The organism is Pseudomonas sp. 28 E 9 (assembly GCF_900004785.1).
In the GTDB taxonomy this organism is placed as follows: Bacteria; Pseudomonadota; Gammaproteobacteria; order Pseudomonadales; family Pseudomonadaceae; genus Aquipseudomonas; species Aquipseudomonas orientalis_A.
Window position 1 is genome coordinate 386,413 of sequence record NZ_CVTK01000040.1, and the last position, 21,376, is coordinate 407,788.

Genomic DNA, 21,376 nt, shown 5'->3' on the forward strand with positions numbered 1-21,376 from the left:
GCGACCTCTCCCGAATGCAGCAATAACAGAACTGGGCAAACCAGCAACGTGGAGACATTTCAATGAAATCAGCACTCACTTCCCGCACAGCGATGATTTTCCTCGGGGTGGTGCTCGTCACCTTCACCGGGATGAGCAGCGCCGCGACAGCGTCGAAACCCCAAACCGACAAGCACAGCGTAGCCAAGCGGCCAGACATCAGCGGTACCTGGGAAAGAACCCCGGATGACTGGTTCGGCGAGAACCCGGACGACCCGGTACACCCCGGTGGCCCAATGGACCTCAAGGCGCCCTACGCCGCCGAGTACGTTGAGCTCAAGAAAAAACAGGCGGTGGCCAACGAAGCCGGAACGCCGATTGCCACAACCAGTTCCAAGTGCCTGCCTGAAGGCATGCCGACCATGATGGCAGCCCTCTTCCCGATCCAGATCATTCACGACGACAAGCAAGTGATCGTCCTCGGCGAGTACCTGCAGCAAGTGCGGCGGATTCTGTTGAACCAGGCCATGCCACCAATAGAAAAGCTCGACCCGCTGTATCAAGGTCATTCACGTGGCCACTGGGAAGGCGACACGCTGGTGGTCGAGACCCAGCGCGTGCGCACCGATGTACTTTTCTACGACGTGCCCCACGGGCCGGCGATGAAGATCACTGAACGCATCCGGTTGCGCGGCCCCGATCACCTGGAAAACCAGGTCCTGATCGAAGACCCGCAGGTACTCAATACCCCATATCGCTTCACGTTTGAGTACAAGCGCTCCAACTACGCCATCCAGGAGTACGTGTGCGAGAACAACCAGATCGTGATCGACAGCGAGGGCAAGGCATCCCTGAGCCTTGAGTGAAACCACCCCACCCTCTCCTGCTGGAGCTTTACGAATGGAACGCCTGACACCCCTGAGCCTCTGCGTGGTGCTGTCGCTGTTCATCGCAGCGAACGCCTTCGCCGAGGTCCCGCGCATGCCCATGGCGATCGCGGTACCACCGTCCGACAAGGCGCCGCTGTCGTCGGCGACACGCCCGGGCACCGAATACAGTGACCTCGATCACTACGGCTACATCGAGCAAGAGTTCTACCTGCAAGGCGTTGCCCCGGCCATCACCGCCGCCGGCAAAACCGTGCTGGAAGCGCCTTACACCACGCGCATTCTGGTGCGCAAACCAGCGGACCCGGCACGCTTCAATGGCACGGTGGTGATCGAGCCGTTCAGTTGGTTCGGCGAACGTGCCGCGGGCTGGATCCTGACACGCGACTACCTGCTGCGGCGCGGCTACGCGTATGTCGGGTACACGCTGAATGTGAACAAGCCGCCGGTGGACCCCAAGTTCATCTCCGATACCCCGGCGGCCGAAGCCGAGCAGATCGCCCAGTACGGACGCATCGTGAACTTCGAGTTCATGCGCCGCTTCGACTATGCCCGCTACGCGCCGCTGGGCACCTACTACGACCCGGCACACTTCACGCGTGGCGCCGCGCCCGATCCGTTTGTGCCGCAGTCCCAGGGCATCGGCGCGCAACTGGCGTTGCTGCTCAAAACCAACGGTGCACAGAGCCCGCTGGAAGGCCTCGACGTGCAGCGCGTCTATGTGAATAGCTGGGCCGTCACCGCGCAAGTCTGGATGGACTATCTCGACCAGGGCCGTCACCAGCAATGGCGCATGCCCGACGACACACCGCTGATCGACGCCTACATGACCGGCCGCATGGCCTACGGAGAAGTGGGCGGCGACGTGATCCGGGTGCCCCGCCAGATGCCCGAAGGCGTGCCGTTCGTGACGGTCTTCAGCCAGTCCGAACTGCTGCACGACGTGATCGAAGGCATCCCCACGCCGCCGGACACCGACTCTCCGCAATTGCGCTACTACGAAGTCACCGGCATGCCCCATCTGCGCCTGGCCGACCTTGGCACCGAGCACACCGAACAGCTCGCTGCCGACGTCGGCAAGGGCGACGACCCACGCTGCCGGACGCTGTATGACGAACCGGTTGAATTGGTGGTCTCGGCACTGCTCGATGGCATGGACCAATGGGTGCGTGACGGTAAACCGATGCCCAAAGCGCCTCGGGTGATACGTGACGGCAAGGCGGTCGCCCGTGCGCCCGCTACCGGCAACCTGCAAGGCGGGGTGCGCCCGCCGTGGGTCCAGGTGCCCAGCGCCAGCTACCTCACCGATCAAGAGACCGGCTGCGGGCTGATCTACGACACCAAGGTGCCGTATTCCAAAGAAGTGCTGGGCAAGCGCTATGGAAACTTCAGCCGCTACGCACAGAAATTCGAAGACGCCAAAGCCGTTTCGATCAAGGAAGGGTACTTGCTGCCGGAGGATGCGGCGGGCCTGCATCCGATCGCAACCCCTCAAGATTTCTAACCCACTGCGGAAGAAAAGCCGATGTCATCTTCACTCATCATTGCCTGGATCTACGCGTCACCGTTGAGCACTGCGATCCGCGACATCCTGTGGGTGATCCCCACCGTGCAGAGCATTCATATCATCGCCATCACCGTGCTTTTCGGCTCGGCGCTGATTTCCGATCTACGCCTGGCGGGCGTGTTCGCCGGCGATGAGCCCTTGCGCGGCATCGTACGGCGTTACTACCCGTGGATGCGCAATGCGCTGATCGTCCTGCTGTGTACCGGGCTGGTGATGATCATCGCCGAGCCCGACCGGGTGCTCGTCAACTCCACGTTCTGGCTGAAGATGGTCCTGGTGGTGACGGCGTTCGGCCTGACCTGGCTGCTTCGGCGTCCGCTGCTGCGCCCTGCCGACACTGCAGGCAGCGACGACACGTCGCGTTCCGTCAAGGCGTTTGCGTGGCTGTCGATCGGTCTGTGGTGCGTCGTGATCATCTGCGGTCGCTGGATCGCCTACACGATCTAAGCGTTTTCAACCAAGTTCTCAGGTACTCGCCATGGATATCCAACCCCTGCTGCAAGCTGTCCAGGACACCTCGGTCGCGACGTTCATCCGCGAATCAGGCTCGGCTTTTCCGATGCTTGAATCGGTGCACGTCATCGGCATTGCCATCGTCTACGGCACCATCGCCGTGGTGGACTTGCGCCTGCTTGGCGTGACCGCCCACCGGCGCGGCGCATTAAAGCTGATTCAGGATTTGCTGCCCTACACCTGGGTGGCATTCGTGACCTGCGTGATCACCGGCCTGCTGATGTTCTGCGCCAATGGCACGACGTATGTGCAGAACACCGCGTTCCTTTTCAAAATGGGCCTGTTGATGCTGGCAGGTATCAACATGGCGGTTTTCCATCTGGGCGCCTTTCGCCGCATTGCCGAATGGGACACCACGCTGCCGCCGCCCCGTCAGGCGCGTGTCGCCGGCTTCAGCTCGTTGCTGTTGTGGGCCGGCGTGGTCTTCCTCGGCCGCTGGATTGCGTTTCTCTGATGGCGCGCCCGAGCGCTGCAATCACGCAGGTGCGCCCACGCTCCGGCGGATGGGAGTCGCTGGCCCTGGTGCTGGCGACCCTGGCCGTCATCACCAGCGTGGCAGGCTATGTGCTGCTGCGCCCCGAACGTGTCGGCCCGCCCACCCCGTTGAGCTGGCAGGTGCGCTCCTTCGATGGCCTGGGTGCGGTCGATCAGGCCATTCACAGCGCATTGCTGCCGGCCGGTGAAGAAATCATCTGGGACAACAACGACACCGGCGGCTGGATCAGCCTGGAACGTGCCCAGGAATTGTTGCTGCCGCCCTTCTACCAGGATGCCTTCTGGAAGGCCAATGGCGAGGTGCACTGGCAGTTGGTTCTGCCCGGCACCCACCTGGTTCACAAGGGCGCTGATGACGATGCCACGGTAGCGGGCCCAACCGTCAGCGACGTGTCCAAGGCCACCCTGGGCCAGGGTGCGACGGTCTATTACGGCTCAGCCGGCCACGCGCCGGGCCAGAGCGCCTACCTGCTGATCATCGGGCATGCCCATGCCGGTGTGATGTGGGCCAACCAGGCGACGATCTGGGTCCACCGTGACCCGAACGCGCCCTACCCCGCCATCGTCAAGCCTGAATCCCTGGTCGGCGAGGGATGGCGGCAAGTCATCCCGTACGACGGCGCCAGCGAAATCGAACGCGTTAAAGGAACCCAGCCATGACTGTTGCCACGAAACACCGCGCCTTGTGGCGCCGTTGCATCGCGCTGTTGGTATTGATACCCGCCATCGCGCTCGCCGCCCCGGCTTTTGCGTCGGCGAAGAAGCTCAGGGTCGGCATCACGCTGCATCCCTACTACAGCTTTGTGGCCAATATCGTCGGCGATCGGGCAGAGGTTATTGCCCTGATCCCGGCGGAGGCCAACCCGCACAATTACCAGCCGCAGCCCGATGACATCACCCGCGCAATGAATATCGATGTGCTGGTGGTCAACGGCATCGGCCACGATGAGTGGGCCTCGCAGATCATCAAGGCCGCCGGCCGTACGGAAAACCTGCCGATTATCCAGGCCAATGCCACGGTGGCGCTGATTCCCATCGGCGGTGACCAGGAAGGCGTGAAGGTGGTCAATCCGCACACGTTCGTCTCCACCACGGCGGCGATACAACAGGTGTTCGAGATCGCGCGCCGGCTCGGTGAACTGGACCCGGACAACGCTACCGCGTATCGAAAAAACGCCCTGGCCTATGCCGGCCGTATCCGCGCGCTGCGTGCAGGCTTCATGACACGCTTCGCCGCACTGGACCTGTCTTCGTTCCGCTGCGCGACGACCCATGCCGGCTACGACTACATGATGCAGGAGTTCGGCCTGTTCGTAAGCGCCGTGATCGAGCCGCGCCACGGTGTCGCGCCGACGGCCCGCCAACTGGCCAACACCATCGAGGCGATCAAGAAGGCCAACGTCAAAGTGCTGTTCGCCGAGAAGAACTTCTCCCTGGACCTGGCCAAACCCATTGAAGCGGCCACCGGCGTGAAGGTGTTCGCCCTGTCCCATATCACCGGCGATACCTACAGCGCGGACGAGTTCGAGGTGGCGATGCGCGAAAACCTCGAGACCCTGGCGCAAGCCGTTGAGTACACCCAGCAATGAACGCGCTGAGAGAGGAACACGCGATGCGCGGCCCCGCCATTGTGTTCGACAACGTCTCCCTGCGCCTGGGCGGCACGCAGGTGCTCGATCAGGTGAACATACGCATCGAAGCCGGCGCGTTGCATTGCCTGGTAGGCCCCAACGGCGGCGGCAAGACCTCACTGGTGCGTGCGCTGCTGGGCCAGATGCCGCACTCGGGCGCGATCCGGCTCGAGGGGCCATTCACCACGCCCCTGGGGTATGTCCCGCAATTGCCGGACTTCGACCGCAACGTGCCGATGACGGTCAACGATCTCATGGCGCTGCTGGGTCAACGCCGCCCCGCCTTTCTGGGCGCGAGCCGCGCGGCCAAGGCGGCCAATGCCCAGGCCCTGGAGCGAACCGGCATGGCGGGGATGGGTAAAAAGCCGTTTGGCAGCCTGTCCGGCGGCCAGCGTCAGCGCGTGCTGCTGGCCCAGGCGATCAGCCCGGCGCCGTGGCTGCTGATCCTCGATGAACCGACCGCCGGGATCGACGAGGCCGGTGTGCGCCTGGTAGAGGCGCTGGTGGCCGAACTGAACGGCCGTGGGGTGACCATCCTGTGGATCAACCATGACCTCGAACAGGTCAAGCGCATCGCGCAATCGGTGACCGTTATCAACCAGCGGGTGCTGTACCACGGCCCCGCCGACCAGATCGACAGCCGACTGGAGGTCATTCGATGAATGCCTTTTACGACTTTATCCGAGACCACCTGCAGGCGCTTGCCGCGAGCCACCTGTTGCCGCAACCGTTCGAATACGAGTTCGTGATCAATGCGTTGATGTGCTCGGTGCTGATCGGGCCGTTGCTGGGTGTGCTGGGGTCGATGGTAATGATCAAGCGGATGGCGTTCTTCAGCCAGTCCGTGGGCAATGCGGCGATGACCGGCGTGGCCATCGGCGTGCTGATCGGCGAATCCTACACCTCGCCGTACTTCTCGATGTTCGGCTTCTGCCTGCTTTTTGCCCTGACCCTCAAGTACACGCAGCACCGCACCACCCTGGCCAATGACACGTTAATCGGCGTGTTCCTCTCCATCTCCCTGGCGGTCGGTGCTTCGTTGCTGCTGTTCGTGTCAGCGAAAATCAACACCCATGTGATGGAGGGTGTGCTGTTCGGCTCGATCCTGGCCGTTGACCACACCGACATGAACGTCCTGCTGGGCGTGACAGTGATTTGCACCCTGATCGGGCTGCCGCTGTACAACGGCATGCTGCTCTCCAGCCTCAATCCAAGCCTGGCCCATGCGCGCGGCGTGAAGGTGCGCAGCGTCGAGTACCTGTTCGTGGTGCTGGTCACCCTGGTCACGGTCGCCTGCCTGAAGATCATCGGCGCCGTACTGGTCGAGGCCCTGCTACTGATACCGGCAGCGGCCGCCCGCAACATCAGCCGCTCTCTGCCGGGCCTGGTCACCTGGGCGGTGGTGATTGCGACTTTTTCCTGCGTGGTCGGAATCCTGGCACCGATGCAGTTCCATATTCCCGTCCCCACGGGCGGCGCCATCGTGATCGTCGCGGCCCTGGTGTTCGTGTTTACCACCATCATTCGCGGCACCGCGCCGCAGTTCAGAGGGGCCAGCGTATGACACGGTTCAACTCATTTGTTCGGCCTTGGCTGGTGCTGCTGGCAGTGCTGGTGGGCGTCGCGCCGTCGGCTTTTGCGCAGGTCGACCAGCAACGAGTGCTGGTCGCCCTGCCGGCGGTGTATGCGCTCACCTCGGCGCTCGGCGAAGGTACGCACATCGAGGTCGTACGTGTACCGATGGACGCCGCCGTGCCCATGGAAAGCCAGGCCAACGCGCTGTCACGCCTGGACCCGGCCGTGTTCCAGAATGCGGTGGCCGTGGTCACCCTGAGCAGCCTGTGGCGCGCCGACCCGCTGTACGCGACGGCCCGTCGGCACAACCTGCGGATCGTCGAAATCGATGCATCGCATTCATGGGACGGCCTCAAGCCCGGCGTGGCCGTCACACGCGTGCCCTCAAACGATGTGCCCTGGGCCGGCGCCCGTAACGCCGAAGCGGGCCCCTCGCCTTACGCCTGGTTGAGCCCCATCAATGCCATGCGCATGTCCGCGCTGATTGCCGCCGACCTGGCACGCCTCTCGCCGAGCGACGCGCCCCGTATCACGCGCAACCTCGCCGCGCTCGACGGCCGCATACGCCAACTCAAGGCTGACTACGGCGACCGGCTGCTGAAAGTGCCGGACCTGCGCGTGCTGTCGCTGAGCAGCGAGCCGGTGTATCTGCTCGGCGAGTTCGGCGTGTATGTGGACGGTTGGTTCGTGCGCCAGGACATCGACTGGACGGACGCTGACCGCAGCGCCCTGAGCCGCTACCTGCGCGAGCGTGATATCCGCGTGGTGGTCCACAAGTGGGCGCCGGACGCCGGGATTATAAAGGCCATCGAGGACGGCGGCGCACGCCTGCTGATCCTGGATATCGGCAACCCCGGCCTGCTTGCGAATACCTCCAGCAGCTACGAGGCGCTGCTGAGTTCGAACCTGGACGCCTTGCTCGCGGCCTTCGCTGGCGTTCAAGCAGCCACGCCCCAGTGATCACTTTGACCATGGAGACTCAAACGCTATGAAACCGCGAAATCTGACCCACCCGATCCTGCTGGCAAGTGCACTGCTGTTCTGCCAGGCCGCCCTGGCCCATGGCCCCGTGTTTGACTGCTATATCGAGCACGATGACACCGTGAAGTGTGAAGCGGGCTTTACCGACGGCAGTTCCGCCGTGGGTAAAAAAATTCATGTCCAGGACACCAGCAACAAGCTGCTGCTCGAAGGCACGGTCGACAAAGACAACACCTACACCTTCAAGGCCCCTACCGGCGCGTACTCCGTTGAGTTCATAGGCGGCGAAAACCACGGCGCCACGATCCAGTCTTCCGACATTACACAGTGAAATCGACCATGCTGATCAAACGACGATTGCTTCAAGCCCTTGCCGCCGCGACCTTCGGTGGCGTGACCTGCGCCGCGCAAGCCCACTTCCAGATGCTCTACCTCGACGAAACGGCGCTGCAACGTGCGGCCGACCTGGAGTTCGCGATCGTGTTCACGCACCCGTTCTCCGGCGGGCCGACGATGAACATGGGCGAGCCTCGCGCGTTCAACCTTGTCGGCGCCCACGGCGGAGAAAAAACCGACCTGCGCCAATACCTGCACCCTGTGCAATGGCAGAGTCGCGATAAACCAGCGGCCTCCTACCGCGCGTCGATTCCACGGGAGCTGGTGCGCTCATTGGGCGACCATATTTTCGTACTCGAACCTGAGCCGTATCTGGAAAACGAGGAAGGCGTCTACATCCAGCAGTTCACCAAACTCATCGTGAACGTGGGCGGCGTCCCCGGCGACTGGTCGGAGCCCCAGGGGCAGGCGGTCGAGATTCAACCCCTCAACAAGCCGTATGCAAACTGGACGGGCGGAGTGTTCCGAGGCGTGGTGCTGGCGGACGGCAAACCTGTGCCGTTCGCCGAAATAGAGATCGAATACGTCAACCATTCTGTCGACATCAAGAACAACGCCTTTGGCCAGCAGGACTATGTCAAGGCGCCCCAGGCTTCATTCAAATCCTTGAGTACCTATTCGGACGCCCAGGGTGTCGTGACGATCGGCCTGCCACGGGCCGGCTGGTGGGGGATTGCAGCGCTTAACGTCGGTTCGACCAAAACCTATAAGGGCAAACCGTTGTCTCAGGATGCGGTGTTGTGGGTGCAGGTCAAGGACATGAAATAACCTGCGTCAGTTGCCGCTGACACAGCCAGTGGGAGGGGTTTGCCCCCGATGGCGGCCTCAGAGCCGACCAGGATGTTGTGTCGATGTAGCGCCCACTGTAACCACGATGCGAAGCGAGTCGCTCTTGATCTGCTTTTGATCTCAGGCGCCCCGTTAAACCACGCTGGCCGAACGCAGGCTTGAATCCGTGGGTAACCCGGCAGGACGCCGGGTTAGCCGCACTGGGCCATGGATGGCCCATTGCGGCGGCCCACGGATTCAAGCCGGAGTGAGGGCACACCGAGCCTAAGCGAGGTGCCGAGTGGTGGGGCAAGAGCGTTTTGCTTACTTTTGCGCTTTTCAAAAGTGAGCCGCCGTCAGGGCGGAACCCCAAGCAGCCGTTACCGCAGCAACGGATATGTACTCGACTGATCCAGCATCCTGGTCGGCTCTGAGGCCGCCATCGGGGGCAAGCCCCCTCCCACATTTGAGCCAGGGTCGACTCAAAATCCTGGTCGGCTCTGAGGCCGCCATCGGGAGCAAGCCCCCTCCCACATTGGGCCTGGATCGACACAAAATCCTGGTCGGCCCTGAGGCCGCCATCGGGGGCAAGCCCCCTCCCACATTTGGGCCAGGAGCGCTGTAGATAGATACCTATGCTAACGGCGCCGGCGTCGCCAGGCTCTCAAGAAACTCAATGACCAGCCCGTTGAACACCTCGCCTTGATCGTCATGCACATAATGGCTCGCGTCCGCCACTTCGGCGGTGCGCACCTGCGCATTGCAGTCGCGCATCGCCTGCAGCGTCGCCGCCGGCAGAAAGTCCGAACGCGCGCCGCGGATAAACAGGGTCGGGCAATCCAGGGCGCGCACCGCCGGCCACAAGTCCGTCGGTTCGATGCTCAGGCGCGCCTCGGCGATGCCTTGCTGATCGTGGCGCCAAATGATCGCGCCCTCGCTCTCCTTCATCGAATGCGCGAGGCGTGACGCCAGGCCCTGCTCCGACAAGCCCGGGCGGGACGCCTGCCAGAAAGCGCGGGCGGCTTGCCAGTCGTCGAACCGCAGGGGGGTCTGGTTCATCTCGCGGCGGATGCGCGCCGCACCGTCGCCCTGGCTCGACGAGCCGGGGCCGATGTCTTCGATGATCAGCCCCATCAAGCGTCCCGGTGCCTGCCGTGCGTATTCAAGGGCATTGGCGCCGCCCAGCGAATGCCCCAGCAACACAAAGCGCTGCAAGCCGACATGGGCGACGAAGTCCTGCAGGTCCTCGACATAGGATTGCGTGTGATAGCTCGCGGCCGGGCCCCAGTCACTCAGGCCGCGACCGCGCTGGTCGAGCGCGTAAACACAATAACCGGCACCCAGGGCCTCGACCAGCGACTCCCAGGTCTGTGCATAGGCGCGCAAGCCATGCAACAACACCAGCGGCACGCCGCTCGGGTAGCCCCAACGTAGAAAATGCAAACGCAAGCCGGTGCGATTGATGAAAAAGCGGCTGTCTGGGGACATGGGTTTGCTCCGTAAGTACAGTTAAGATTTTCCTGTAGGAGCGAGCTTGCTCGCGAAAAACGCACAGGCGACGCATGCATCCAGGAAACACGCGTTATCGTTGACGTTTTTCGCGAGCAAGCTCGCTCCTACAGTGGCATCAGAGGCCTGGGTCGACTTAGAAACGGTCGAAACGATAAGGGCTTGGATCGATGATGGGCGTGTGCCCACTGACGATATCCGCCGCCAGGTGACCCGCCGCTGGTGAAGTACCAAAACCGTGCCCGGAAAAACCGGTCGCCACGGTCAGGCCGGGAATCTGTGCGACCGGGCCTATTACCGGGTTGGAATCGGGGGTCACGTCGATAGTGCCTGCCCAGGTCTGGGCGATCCGGGCTTGCTCGAATACCGGCCAGGCCGCCTTGAGGTTGTTCATCGCATCATTGTTGAGCCGCGGGTTGGCGGCGGGGTCTTGCATGCGTACACGTTCGAACGGGCTGACACTGTCGGCCGACCAACGCCTGGGCAGCGCCAGGTCGTTGAAAAAATACTTGCCCAGCGACACGTTCAACACGCTGCGCTGCGCACGAAATTGCGGCATGTATTGCTTGGCAAGCAACAGGTGATCGAGGGTCAGAAAAGCGTCCAGCTTGCCTCGCTGAGTAACGATGAAACCGCCATCCTTGTGTTTGCGAAACGAAAAGTCCGGTGCGCCCACGGCAATTTCCGTCGGGCCCTCCATCGGGTGGGTACGCAACACCGAGCAGGTCAAGGCCAGGGTCGGCAATGACACCCCGAGGTTACCCAAGAAGCGCCGCGACCACATACCGCCCGCGAGCAATACCTGGTCGCAGCGGATCTCGCCTTTTTCCGTGACCACGCCACTGACTTTGCCGGCGGACATCTGCAGCGTACGCACCGCACACTGCTCGATGATGACCACGCCCAGGGCCATGGCGGCCTTGGCAATCGCACTGCTGGCCAGCGTCGGTTCCGCACGCGCGTCGGACGGCGTGTAGATGCCGCCGGACCAATTGCCCGCGCCGCCCGGCACCAACTGTTCGATCTCGCGTTTGCTCAGCATCCGAGAATCAAGGGACAGGTGGTCGACCGACTTGAGCCAGCCTTCATGCATGGCCAGCTGCGTGTCGTTGCGGGCGACGAACATGATGCCCTCTTGCCGGTAGCCCACATCCGCGCCCACCCGCTCAGGCATTTGTGCCCACAAACGGTCTGCGGCCAGGGCCAGCGGAATATCGTGCGCGTGGCGGCTGGTCTTGCGCACCCAACCCAGGTTGCGTGAGGACTGCTCGCCGGCGATACGGCCTTTTTCCAGCACCACTACCGCAATATTGCGTTCGGCCAGCGTCAGCGCAGCCGTCAGGCCAATGATGCCGCCGCCGATAATGACGACGCTGGTCGCAGTGGGAAACTCGGTGGACGTATTCACGGGCGCAATCGTCGGGGCCATGATCAAGACTCGATAAGCAATAGAGGTCGGCCGCGCACACGCACGGCCGCATAACGGGTTACTGCGACAGGCGAATGACTTCGACTTGCGCCTTGGAAGCGTTGCGATAAGCCGTCACTTCCAGTTCCACCTTGTAGACCGTCGAGCCCAGCGGCGGGCACGTGACGGTGCTGGCCGGGTCGACGCCGCGAAACTTCTCGCCGATCAAGGCCATTACCGCCGGCACGTCCTTGGGGTCCTGGATGAACACCCGCGAGCACACCACATCGGCCAGGCTGGCATCGACTGCCTTCAAGGCCGACTCGATGTTGGCGAACACCTGGTGCGTCTGCTCGAGGATGTCTTCGGGGATCAGCTTGGTTTGCGGGTTGCGGCCGGCGGTGTTGGACACATAGATCCAGTTGTCCACCACCACCAGGCGCGAATAGCTGGCCTGGTCTTCAAACGGGGAACCGGTCTTGAGCTTGATGATTTTTGTCATGTCGAAGGTCTCGTCAGTTGTAAAGGGAATGGCTCAGCGCAGCTCCGGGGTTTCCCACAGATTCAACTTCACGCCGATGCCTCTTTCGATCGCATTGCGGTACACCACCGTGCCCCAGGCCACGTCTTCGACCGGCATGCCGCCGACCGACATGATGATGATTTCTTCATCGTTGCGGCGGCCCTGGGCATCGCCGGCGATGATCTTGCCGATGTCTTCAAGCTCCTGGAGCTGCATCTTGCCTTCGGCGATCATGTCCATGAACCGCACGCCAATCACCGGCACGTTGTGGTGCGCAGGCTTGGGCAGTTCTTCGAACCAGGCTTCGTAAAGGCCGGTGTTGTCCAGCACCTTGCGCACGTCGGCGCGCTCCATGCCTTCGTCCAGCGAACAGGCCGCCGGCATCGCCATGAAGCAACCCGGCTTGACCCACTCGCGCTTCACAATTGGGTACTTTGAGGGGTCGCCCGTCTCACCGGAGCTACAATAAGTAACAAGGTCGGAATCACGGACCACCTCTTCGAGGCTGTCGACCACTTTAATCGTGGTGATCTGCGGGTAGGTGTCCTTCACCCAGGCAAGAAAATCATTCAGGCTTTTCTCGCCTCGGCCCTTGATCTTCAAGGTATCGATTAACGGGCAAACGGCGATGAATGCGGCGAGCGTGGTCTTGCCCATCACGCCCGGGCCGAGCAGGCCGACCACTTTCGAGTCCTTGCGCGCCAGGTGGCGCGCACCCACACCGGGGATCGCACCGGTGCGATAGGCCGACAGCAGGTTGGCGGACATATGCGCCAACGGTGCTCCGGTGTCGGGGTCGTTGAGGGTAAACATCAGGATCGAGCGGGGCAGGCCCTTGTCCCGGTTGGCAATATTGGAGCCGTACCATTTGACGCCTGCGGTGCAGAAACTGCCGCCCAGGTAGGCCGGCATCGCCATCATGCGCCGGTCGGCGGTGGGCTTGGGCATGTTCGGGAACGGCGAGTCCTTCGGGAATATCACCATTGCGCCGTGGGAATCGTTGTTCGGGCCAGCCATGCGATAGTCGCCGCTATACAGCAGAGCGAACATCTCTTCCATGGTGTTCACACAGGCGAGCATGTCGGTCACGCCAGCGCGGATCATGTCCTGCTCGGACAAGTAGATGAAGTCTATTTTTGTAGTAATGGACATAATTATTCTCGGACTGAAGGTGATATCGCCGCGGTAGGCGCGGCTCCACGCTATCGACCTTGAGTATCAGCGGGCGAACCTGGGCGGTATTGTAAATTTCGGACATCGACATCTATTCCGCGCGCAGGAACTGGCGCGATAAATGCGTGAATATTCGCGCATAACTCCATTTAAAGGTCCGGTCATGGTCAACCTGTGTGCGCCGCCGCTGAAGCACCACACTGCATACGAACAACCCTGGTTCGTACTCAATTCATCGCGCTATTCGGTAATGCCTTCGGATCACCCGGCGATCTCGCATTTTTACGCCTTCGACGTTGCCCACTCCGCCGACCTGCTGGCGGTTCCGGATGGCTGTGTGGACATCGTGTTTGACTGTGACCCCACGCGCCCCAGCGTGAGGATTTGCGGCACGCCATTGGTGGCGCAGCGCGTGGAGTTGCTGCAGGGTCATCATTATTTTGGCGTGCGCTTTTCGCCGGGGGTGATTCCCGGCTTTATCACCGTAATGGCCGAGGACCTGACCGAACGGGAATGGGACTTGCTGGAGGTGTCTGCGTTTGCTCAGCGCATTTTCGAGAGCATCGTCCAGGCCCCGCAGTTGCAGGAGCAAATGAAGCTGTTCAACGACTATCTGATCCCGCGCCTGATGGGCAGGACCTCGAAGTTGACGGCCATGGTCATTCAACAGGCGCTCGCCCATCGCGGCGACCTGCGCATCCAACAGCTGGAACACCTCAGTGGCTACACCAGCCGCACCATTCATCGTCAGTTCAGCCAGGACACGGGCCTGTCGCCCAAGACCTTCTGCCGGATCATCCGCTGCCAGGCGGCGCTGGAAACCCTCAATACCCAACACGATGTGTCGTTCTCGGAACTGGCCCTGGACCTGGGCTTTTCCGATCAGTCGCACTTCCTGCGCGACTTCAAGAAACTGGTCAGTACCACGCCCTGCGAATACCAACGCAAAATGCTGCGAAACGCCTATAACGACCGCATCTGCTTCGCCTGAATCCCTGTCCCCTGCCCTCGCAGAAAAAATTATTTAGCGCCTCCATCATTTCTCCATAAATCCTACGCTGAACGTGCATGCTGACGAGGCATCATCCTATCCGTTGCTGAACGCCTGCGCGCCGTTGCAGCATTGAGCCACCGCCCAGCACATCGACCGAGCACACCATGACTGAATCACTCCTTGCATCGAGCTCCAACCAGGCACTGGTCCTGATCGCCGAAGACGAGCCGGAAATTGCCGACATCCTCTCGGCCTACCTCAAGCGCGCCGGTTTTAAAACCGCGCATGCTCAGGACGGGCGGCGCGCGCTGGAGCTGCATCAGACGCTCAAGCCCGATCTGTTGCTGCTCGATGTGCTGATGCCGAAGCTGGACGGCTGGATGGTGCTGGCCGAAGTCCGTCATCGCGGTAACACGCCCGTGATCATGCTGACGGCCCAGGATCAGGACATGGACAAGCTCATGGGGCTGCGCATAGGCGCCGATGACTACATCGTCAAACCCTTCAACCCGGCGGAAGTCATCGCCAGGGTCCAGGCCGTGCTGCGCCGATGCGCCGACCAGGGGCATGGCGGTGGCCACAGTGTGCTGCGCGTCGACCCCTTCGAGATCGACATCGACAACCATGAGGTAAGCGTGCGCATCGGCACGCGAAAACAGCCGTTGCAGCTGACGGTGACCGAATTCAGGTTGCTCGCGCAGTTGGCAAAGTCGCCGCGTCGCGTGTTCAGCCGAGCCGAACTGCTGGTGCTCTGCTCCCCCGAGAGCGACAGCCTGGAGCGTACGGTCGACAGCCATATCAGCAAGCTGCGCCGCAAGATCGAAGACCTCGGCCTGCGCGGCGTGCCGACCAGTATCCGTGGCGTCGGCTACCGCTTCGGGAGCCAGGCATGAACGTCGGCAGCGGCATGAGCCGCCAGATTATCTTATCGATGACCGCCGTGGTGCTCTGCGTCATCGCACTCGCGGTCGTCGGCACCTACGTGTTCTATTCGTTGCTGTGGGCGCTGTCGCCGCCGACGCAGTTGGAGCTGGAGGCGGATGAATGGCTGCCCAGCGGCGTGGAATGGGCCTGGATGGGCTTGATCACCAGCATCAGTCTGGGCGTCGGCGTGGCGGTGGCCGTCAAATTGGCCCGACGCATTCTCATGCCGCTGAACTCGGTGGCGGCCAGTCTGCGCAGCCTGGCTGACGGCGACCTGGATGCACGGGCAGTGGCGCCCGACGTTTCTCCGGGCGAAGCCGCCCGGCTGGTGAATGACTTCAATAGCATGGCGAACCGATTGAAACGCATGGCCGAAGAACAAGCCTTCTGGAACGCCGCGATTGCCCATGAACTGCGCACCCCGCTGACCATCCTGCGGGGCCGTTTGCAGGGGTTGGCCGAGGGCGTGTTCGAGCCGGACACCGCGCAGTTCTACAGCCTGCTGAGCCAGGTCGAAGGCTTGACCCGCATGGTCGAAGACTTGCGTGTCGTGGGCATGGGGGATAACGGCTACCTGAAACTTGAAATCCAGCAGGTTGAGTTGTCCGACGCGCTGGAGGCCGAAGCGCGGTTGTTCGAACCCAGCCTGAACGCTGCCGGGTTCGTGCTGCTGCTGGACCTGCGCAAAGGCCCCGTGAACTGCGACCCTGCCCGCATCCGCCAGGCGTTGCTGGCGCTGCTGGACAACGTGCGCCGGCATGCCACGCCGGGCAAGGTCAGCGTCCAGCTCGGCAATGACGAACGCAGTCATTTCCTCAGGGTTGCGGATGAGGGGCCGGGGGTCGCCGAACCGTTCGCCGAGCTTATTTTCGATGCGTTTCAACGCGGCGACAGTTCGCGTTCCCGTGCCCAGGGCGGCAGCGGCCTTGGCCTTGCCGTGGTGCGTTCGATTGCACTGACCCATGGCGGCGCCGTGGCCTGTCGAACACTTGTAAACGGCGGCACGTTATTTGAACTCAGTTGGCCAACGGCACCCATTTGACTATCCAATCCTGACAACCGTAGAGCGAGGTTTGCTTTATCAGCACTCACCAAGGTGATGGCATGCGCCTGTGTATTTCCCTATTCAAAAGAGCAACTAAATATCGCCACTTTGCCTTACTGGACATACACGGACGTTGTATCGCTTTCATGAGTTGCGAAGGAGTACCAAGCCCGGGTGACTGGGTGGAAGTCGAAGCAGTCAATCTCGCCTGGCTCAATAAACCGCTGCCTGAACTGGAACGCCAGGCAGCGAATAACCGCACTGTGTAACGCCTGGCTCCCTTGTTTAACGCTCTAGCGTGGATAACTGTTATGCCTACAATGCATTCAGCTCGCAACACTATTACCCTTAAACAACTGGAAGCATCATTGATGCTCTATACGTTCAAACTCAGAAAGTTGCAGCGTTTCTGGATTCCACTGCAGCGGCATGCGCCGTCGTGTGTCCTGGCGCTGTGGCTGGTGGGCGTCTGTGCGTCGTTGCTCACTCAGTCCTATTATCACTGGCTGTTGATGGCGCCGGCCATTTGCATCCTGATCACCCTGGAAATCATTATCGAAGAAGTCCAGACCGATCTGTTGTTGATGACCGATGAAGCGCGTTATCGCCTGGGCATCTCCCGCGACGATCATCAACGCGCAACGCGCGCCACAGGTGCACCATGGCATCCGTAACACCGCCGATTCTGCTCGAAGAAAGTAAAAAGCTGGGGCAGCAATCCGCCAGCCAGACGCTCAAGGCCATCGCCCGGGCCTACCCCGGTAAATTGTTCGGCACCTTGTCGCTTGTCGCACTGGAAAATGCGCTGTTGCTGGCTTACCCGCTGTTCGCCGGGTTTGCCGTGGACTCGATCATTCGCGGCGATGCCGCCAGTGCATTGTGGTATGCCGCCGTGGTCCTCGGCTTCTGGGTAGTCGGCGCGGCCCGGCGGGCGCTGGACACGCGGACCTTTACGCGCATCTACGCCGACCTTGCGGTGCCGGTGATTCTCAACCAGCGCCTGCAGCGCCACAGCACCTCCAAGGCGGCGGCGCGGGTCGTGCTGGCACGGGAATTCGTCGACTTTTTTGAAAAGCACGTGCCGACAATCGCCACCGCGCTGGTGTCAATCGTCGGGGCGGCGGGCATGCTGCTGGTGATCGAGCCCTGGGTCGGCCTGGCCTGTCTGCTGGCACTGCTGCTGTGCGTCACGCTCATGCCGGGTTTTGCGCGACGCAACCAACGCTTGCACGAACGCCTGAACAATCGACTGGAGAAGGAAATCGGCCTGGTGGAAACGGTCGGAGCGCACACCTTGCACCGCCACTATCAGGTGCTGTCGCGGCTGCGCATCTGGCTGTCGGATCGTGAAGCCGTGGCTTTCCTGTCCATCGGCATTCTGGCGGCGCTGCTGTTCGTGGTCGCGATCACCCAACTGGCCTTGGCGCCGGCGGTGAAAGCCGGGCATATCTATGCGGTGATGACCTACCTGTGGACCTTCGTCAGTTGCCTGGATGAAGCCCCCTCGATGATCGACCAACTGGCGCGGCTCAAGGATATCGGCAAGCGCGTGGACCCAGGCCTGGCGTGATTCAGCGCGGTGACCTGCGCGTTTCGGAGGGCGATTCACCGAACAGCTCGCGGTAATGCGTGGCGAAATGGCTCAGGTGAAAAAAGCCCATGGCCACGGCGATATCTCCGACGTTTTTCTGGCTTGGGCAGGTTTCAATCAGGCGTCGCCTGACCGCGTTGAGGCGCAAATTGCGCAAGTATTCAACCGGCCGCATACCGGTTACCGCCTGAAAACTGTTCTGCAGCGTCCTGCGACTGACACGCAACTGCTCGCACAGGTCCAGGATGCTCAACGGGGTATCGCCACTGGCGATGATCAATTCCTGGCTGCGCCTGACCAGATAGGCGCTGACGGCAAAATTGCCACGCCGGCAACGGACTTCATCGCCGGCATGGCTGAACAGATCGAGAAAGGCGCCGAGCAGTTCGTCTTCGAGGATTTTTTCCGACGCCGGGTTGATGGCGTCAGCGTGTTGCAGAAAGTGACGAAACAAGGGGTGAATGCGCTGACGAATGCGCAGCAGTAACGTTTCATCCACGTTAAGCGCAGGCACGCTGGTCAAACGCTTGAGTTGCTCATTGGATAACTCGAAGGCCGCCAGTTTGGCGAAACGCACGGCATCGACGTTGAACGCAAAAAAATGCGTGCCTTCCGGCGCATGCAATACGAACTCTTCGGCATCACGCAGCAGCACCACGCTCTGCGCACTTACCCGCTGCCCCTGGACCACCGGAGGGTTGCCCAGTGACATGGCTGCGCACAAGCGGCCCTGGGGCGAGCGGCCATGCTGCACCACGCGCTTGTCCAGCACCTCCTGGAAGATCTGGAAGCGATCGCCGGACAGCTGCCGCAGCTCACTGGTCAGGCAGCCACGACCGAGCTGGTCATACACCTGCTGCCAGCCATGGATCGAGCCGGCGTGCTGTTGGGAGTCATTGAAGGTTCGGACTTCAGCGAGCATATTCGTCACTCCTCGGCCGCCGGGTTATTGCTATTGGCCCGAAGGGGCTCAGTCGTCCGTGACATTGGTTGGCGTTAGACAGGCACAACGCCCGCCTGGAAAACCAAAGCCAGTTCCGTGCCAAGCATGTGCAGATGATAAGTGCCCGGTTGAATATCCATCGGCGCCAGTAGCGCACCGGAGAGCACCACCTGCCCGGCCTCCACGCGATGACCATCGGCCAGCAGGCGTCGCACCAGCCAGCACAGGTTGAACAGGGGCGTGTCTTCTCGGTCCAGGGTATCGCCGCTCCCCAGATACACACCCTCATGTTCCAGGTGATACGCCACGCAGGCATGCCGGACAGGGTCGAACGGCACATGCGGTCCTACACAGTAAAGTGCGGCGGCGGCGTTATCGGCCAGGAACGCGCCAAGCCCGAAACGCCAGCCTTGCCAGCGGCAGTCGGCGATTTCGAAGGCCGGCGCCACTTGGGCGATGGCCGCCAGAATCTCCTCATCCGCGTAGTCGCCCGGTTCCAGCGCGCGCCCGAAGACGAACGCCAGTTCGATCTCAAGCTTGGGCTGGATCAACCGCCCGAGTGACACCGCACTGCCCGGCTCGACCTGCATGACCGTGGTGAGGCCGCCGTACACCGGTTCGTCGAGGCCGAAGCGTGCTTGCGCCGCACGGCCGGCAAAGGCGACCTTCCAGCCGCTCAACCGCTCGCCGCCGGCCTGGCGCCGCACGAGCCCCTGGCGCTGCAGACCGTAGCCTTCCAGCCGGTCCAGCGCTTCGGGCGCCAAGGGTTCAATGGGCTGGACGCTGCGCAAGGCCTCGTCCAGTTGGACGAGCAACGCGTTGGCGCCGCTCATGACAATTGCTCCGCCAACTTGCGCAGTACCCCATCAAGCCGCTCCGGGGTGGTAATCGCCGCGACAAAACGGTCCGGACGCACCACCACGATGCAGTCACGCACCTTGGAGAACCATTCGCCCAAGCGGTTATCCACGTCCTCCACACTCACGGCGTCATTGGCCGTCAGCGGCTGGTTACGCCCCACGCCGCTGCGCGACCGATTGACCTGGATGAAACGCGTGCCCCAACGAGCCCAATACTCGGCCATCGGTTCGCTGAGGTGTTCGCGCGGGTTCACTCGATAACCCAGCACGGCATAGCCGTTGCCGAGGACTTCGTCCAGGCGCCGGCGCTGGCCCTGGGCGTCTTCGATATTGGGCTGGATGAACAGTTGCCCGACCAGATCATCCTCACGCAATTCGGCCCGCTCGTGATGGACCAGCCCCTTGGTGATGGTCGCCTTGGGTTTGAACTTGAACTCCAGCAAGTGCGAGCGCAGGTTGTCGACGCTGTTGACGGCCTGGAACAGCCAGTCGCGCACGCCGGCCATCAGCGGGTTGGTCAAGCCAAGGACAGCGCCCATATTGTCGGCCAGGGCAACCAGTTCGGTGGCGTGGCCACGTCGCTCCTGGTCGTAACTGGCCAGGATCGATGGCGCCGCCCGGCCCTGGATGATCGCCGCGAGCTTCCAGGCCACGTTGGCCACGTCGCGCAGGCCGGAATTGAGGCCTTGCCCGGCCCATGGCGGGGAAATATGCGCCGCATCACCCACCAGTGCCACACGCCCTTCGACAAAGCGCGCCGCGACGCGCGAGTGGTGCGTATAGGCACGAATGCGAATGACGTTGAGCTGGTCGACGGCGTCGCCGATATGACCGTGGATCAGCTTGCGAATCGTCGCCTCTTCGCACATTTTTGCTTCGTCCTCGCCTTCCATCAGCATGAACTCCCAGCGCCGCTGCTGGTAAGGCAAGTAGATGCACACGAAGGGCCGCTGCGGGTCGGCATGCAGGGCTGTATAAGGTGCGTCCAGCGTGTCGTTGGCGGTATCGACCACTACCCATTTGCGTGGATGGGTCAACCCCAGCAGTTCAATGCCGAGTTTTTTACGCACCGTGGAGCGGCCGCCGTCCGCACCGATCGCATAGTCGGCCTGGAGCTGGTAGATCTCGCCGTCGGCGCCGCGCACCTGCAGCGTCACGCCCTGCCCGTCCTGCTCAAGCTCAAGCAGTTCATGCCCCTGGCGCAACTCGACACTGGTGTGCTGCCCAAGGTTTTCGCGCAAGGTGCCTTCGAGCAGTTGCTGCATGAAAATATTGCGCATCGGCCAGCCATATTGCGCAGCACTTGGCTTGACCTCGGCAAAACACACGCCGCGCGCGTTGTAGTAGCGCAGCGGCACATCGCAAATCATGTCGCGTACCGCCAGTTCGGCGATACCGATGCCCTGCAACACACGCAGTGCCTCATCGTCCATGCCCACGGCACGCGGATAAGGCAGTATGCCATCGGCCAGCTCAAGGACGATGCAGTCGATACCGTACATTCCCATGTAGTGCGCGGCCGTAATGCCGTTGGGGCCACCGCCCACGATGACAACCTGGGTTTTCTCCTGCTTCATCGCTATTCACCGCTTTCTTGTTGTGGTTTGGTTCCGG

24 protein-coding genes are annotated in these 21,376 nt (G+C 62.0%); 17 read left to right on the top strand and 7 right to left on the bottom strand.

What is annotated here, in order from left to right:
* Nucleotides 1-62: 62 nt before the first annotated feature.
* Genes BFQ00_RS09300 through BFQ00_RS09350 form a run of 11 tightly spaced genes read left to right on the top strand, consistent with a single transcriptional unit; the run spans nt 63 to nt 8,792 of the window.
* Nucleotides 63-845 (top strand): hypothetical protein, encoded by a 783-nt coding sequence (locus BFQ00_RS09300; RefSeq protein ID WP_065933288.1) that lies wholly within the window; start codon nt 63-65, stop codon nt 843-845.
* Nucleotides 846-879: 34 nt separating this feature from the next.
* Nucleotides 880-2,370, top strand: coding sequence for an alpha/beta hydrolase domain-containing protein (locus tag BFQ00_RS09305; protein WP_083227335.1), 1,491 nt, complete (start codon nt 880-882; stop codon nt 2,368-2,370).
* A gap of 21 nt (nt 2,371-2,391) precedes the next feature.
* Complete coding sequence (locus BFQ00_RS09310; protein ID WP_065933289.1) at nt 2,392-2,880, top strand: DUF6644 family protein; 489 nt, start codon at nt 2,392-2,394, stop codon at nt 2,878-2,880.
* Nucleotides 2,881-2,911: 31 nt separating this feature from the next.
* Nucleotides 2,912-3,400, top strand: a complete 489-nt coding sequence (locus BFQ00_RS09315) for a DUF6644 family protein (protein ID WP_065933290.1) — start codon at nt 2,912-2,914, stop codon at nt 3,398-3,400.
* On the top strand, nt 3,400-4,101 hold the full coding sequence (locus BFQ00_RS09320; protein WP_065933291.1) for a DUF6162 family protein: 702 nt from the start codon (nt 3,400-3,402) through the stop codon (nt 4,099-4,101). Before BFQ00_RS09315 ends, BFQ00_RS09320 begins: the two co-directional genes overlap by 1 nt.
* Nucleotides 4,098-5,030, top strand: coding sequence for a metal ABC transporter solute-binding protein, Zn/Mn family (locus tag BFQ00_RS09325; RefSeq protein WP_065933292.1), 933 nt, complete (start codon nt 4,098-4,100; stop codon nt 5,028-5,030). The genes BFQ00_RS09320 and BFQ00_RS09325 overlap by 4 nt, the downstream gene beginning before the upstream one ends.
* A 23-nt stretch (nt 5,031-5,053) precedes the next feature.
* A complete protein-coding gene (locus BFQ00_RS09330; RefSeq protein WP_237140353.1) occupies nt 5,054-5,734 on the top strand; it encodes a metal ABC transporter ATP-binding protein in 681 nt (226 codons plus the stop codon).
* Nucleotides 5,731-6,636, top strand: coding sequence for a metal ABC transporter permease (locus tag BFQ00_RS09335; protein WP_065933293.1), 906 nt, complete (start codon nt 5,731-5,733; stop codon nt 6,634-6,636). The genes BFQ00_RS09330 and BFQ00_RS09335 overlap by 4 nt, the downstream gene beginning before the upstream one ends.
* A complete protein-coding gene (locus BFQ00_RS09340; RefSeq protein ID WP_242527100.1) occupies nt 6,633-7,607 on the top strand; it encodes a metal ABC transporter solute-binding protein, Zn/Mn family in 975 nt (324 codons plus the stop codon). Before BFQ00_RS09335 ends, BFQ00_RS09340 begins: the two co-directional genes overlap by 4 nt.
* Nucleotides 7,608-7,635: 28 nt before the next feature.
* The gene (locus tag BFQ00_RS09345) at nt 7,636-7,959 is read left to right on the top strand and encodes a hypothetical protein (protein WP_065885639.1); all 324 of its coding nucleotides are present in this window, start codon (nt 7,636-7,638) and stop codon (nt 7,957-7,959) included.
* 8 nt (nt 7,960-7,967) lie between these two features.
* Nucleotides 7,968-8,792, top strand: coding sequence for a DUF4198 domain-containing protein (locus BFQ00_RS09350; RefSeq protein ID WP_065933294.1), 825 nt, complete (start codon nt 7,968-7,970; stop codon nt 8,790-8,792).
* Between the two features lie 633 nt (nt 8,793-9,425).
* Here the strand turns inward: BFQ00_RS09350 and BFQ00_RS09355 are convergent.
* The 4 genes from BFQ00_RS09355 to BFQ00_RS09370 all read right to left on the bottom strand — a co-directional run bounded on the left by BFQ00_RS09355 (nt 9,426) and on the right by BFQ00_RS09370 (nt 13,384).
* Entirely contained in the window at nt 9,426-10,280 is an 855-nt protein-coding gene (locus tag BFQ00_RS09355; protein ID WP_065933295.1) for an alpha/beta fold hydrolase, read from the bottom strand.
* Nucleotides 10,281-10,437: 157 nt separating this feature from the next.
* A complete protein-coding gene (locus tag BFQ00_RS09360) occupies nt 10,438-11,730 on the bottom strand; it encodes an NAD(P)/FAD-dependent oxidoreductase (protein WP_065885636.1) in 1,293 nt (430 codons plus the stop codon).
* A 58-nt stretch (nt 11,731-11,788) separates the two neighbouring features.
* A complete protein-coding gene (locus BFQ00_RS09365) occupies nt 11,789-12,211 on the bottom strand; it encodes a RidA family protein (protein WP_065891967.1) in 423 nt (140 codons plus the stop codon).
* A gap of 33 nt (nt 12,212-12,244) precedes the next feature.
* On the bottom strand, nt 12,245-13,384 hold the full coding sequence (locus BFQ00_RS09370) for a tyramine oxidase subunit B (protein ID WP_065933296.1): 1,140 nt from the start codon (nt 13,382-13,384) through the stop codon (nt 12,245-12,247).
* A gap of 184 nt (nt 13,385-13,568) precedes the next feature.
* On the opposite strand from BFQ00_RS09370, the gene BFQ00_RS09375 reads away from it, so the two are divergent.
* The 6 genes from BFQ00_RS09375 (at nt 13,569) to BFQ00_RS09395 (ending at nt 17,938) form a co-directional block, all read left to right on the top strand.
* Nucleotides 13,569-14,396, top strand: coding sequence for an AraC family transcriptional regulator (locus BFQ00_RS09375; RefSeq protein WP_065933297.1), 828 nt, complete (start codon nt 13,569-13,571; stop codon nt 14,394-14,396).
* A 167-nt stretch (nt 14,397-14,563) separates the two neighbouring features.
* The gene (locus tag BFQ00_RS09380) at nt 14,564-15,292 is read left to right on the top strand and encodes a response regulator (RefSeq protein ID WP_065885633.1); all 729 of its coding nucleotides are present in this window, start codon (nt 14,564-14,566) and stop codon (nt 15,290-15,292) included.
* Nucleotides 15,289-16,365, top strand: coding sequence for an ATP-binding protein (locus BFQ00_RS09385; RefSeq protein WP_065933298.1), 1,077 nt, complete (start codon nt 15,289-15,291; stop codon nt 16,363-16,365). Before BFQ00_RS09380 ends, BFQ00_RS09385 begins: the two co-directional genes overlap by 4 nt.
* Before the next feature lie 62 nt (nt 16,366-16,427).
* Nucleotides 16,428-16,637, top strand: a complete 210-nt coding sequence (locus BFQ00_RS27890) for a hypothetical protein (protein ID WP_083208045.1) — start codon at nt 16,428-16,430, stop codon at nt 16,635-16,637.
* Between the two features lie 102 nt (nt 16,638-16,739).
* The gene (locus tag BFQ00_RS09390; RefSeq protein WP_256097344.1) at nt 16,740-17,042 is read left to right on the top strand and encodes a hypothetical protein; all 303 of its coding nucleotides are present in this window, start codon (nt 16,740-16,742) and stop codon (nt 17,040-17,042) included.
* Nucleotides 17,030-17,938 (top strand): ABC transporter six-transmembrane domain-containing protein, encoded by a 909-nt coding sequence (locus tag BFQ00_RS09395; protein WP_065933299.1) that lies wholly within the window; start codon nt 17,030-17,032, stop codon nt 17,936-17,938. The genes BFQ00_RS09390 and BFQ00_RS09395 overlap by 13 nt, the downstream gene beginning before the upstream one ends.
* 1 nt (nt 17,939) lies before the next feature.
* On the opposite strand, the gene BFQ00_RS09400 is transcribed toward BFQ00_RS09395, so the two are convergent.
* The 3 genes from BFQ00_RS09400 to BFQ00_RS09410 all read right to left on the bottom strand — a co-directional run bounded on the left by BFQ00_RS09400 (nt 17,940) and on the right by BFQ00_RS09410 (nt 21,339).
* The gene (locus tag BFQ00_RS09400) at nt 17,940-18,881 is read right to left on the bottom strand and encodes a helix-turn-helix domain-containing protein (protein WP_065933300.1); all 942 of its coding nucleotides are present in this window, start codon (nt 18,879-18,881) and stop codon (nt 17,940-17,942) included.
* A 74-nt stretch (nt 18,882-18,955) separates the two neighbouring features.
* Nucleotides 18,956-19,735: a 2-keto-4-pentenoate hydratase gene (locus BFQ00_RS09405; protein WP_065885628.1), complete on the bottom strand. Its 780-nt coding sequence runs from the start codon at nt 19,733-19,735 to the stop codon at nt 18,956-18,958.
* Complete coding sequence (locus tag BFQ00_RS09410) at nt 19,732-21,339, bottom strand: bifunctional 3-(3-hydroxy-phenyl)propionate/3-hydroxycinnamic acid hydroxylase (protein WP_065933301.1); 1,608 nt, start codon at nt 21,337-21,339, stop codon at nt 19,732-19,734. Before BFQ00_RS09410 ends, BFQ00_RS09405 begins: the two co-directional genes overlap by 4 nt.
* Nucleotides 21,340-21,376 lie beyond the last annotated feature (37 nt).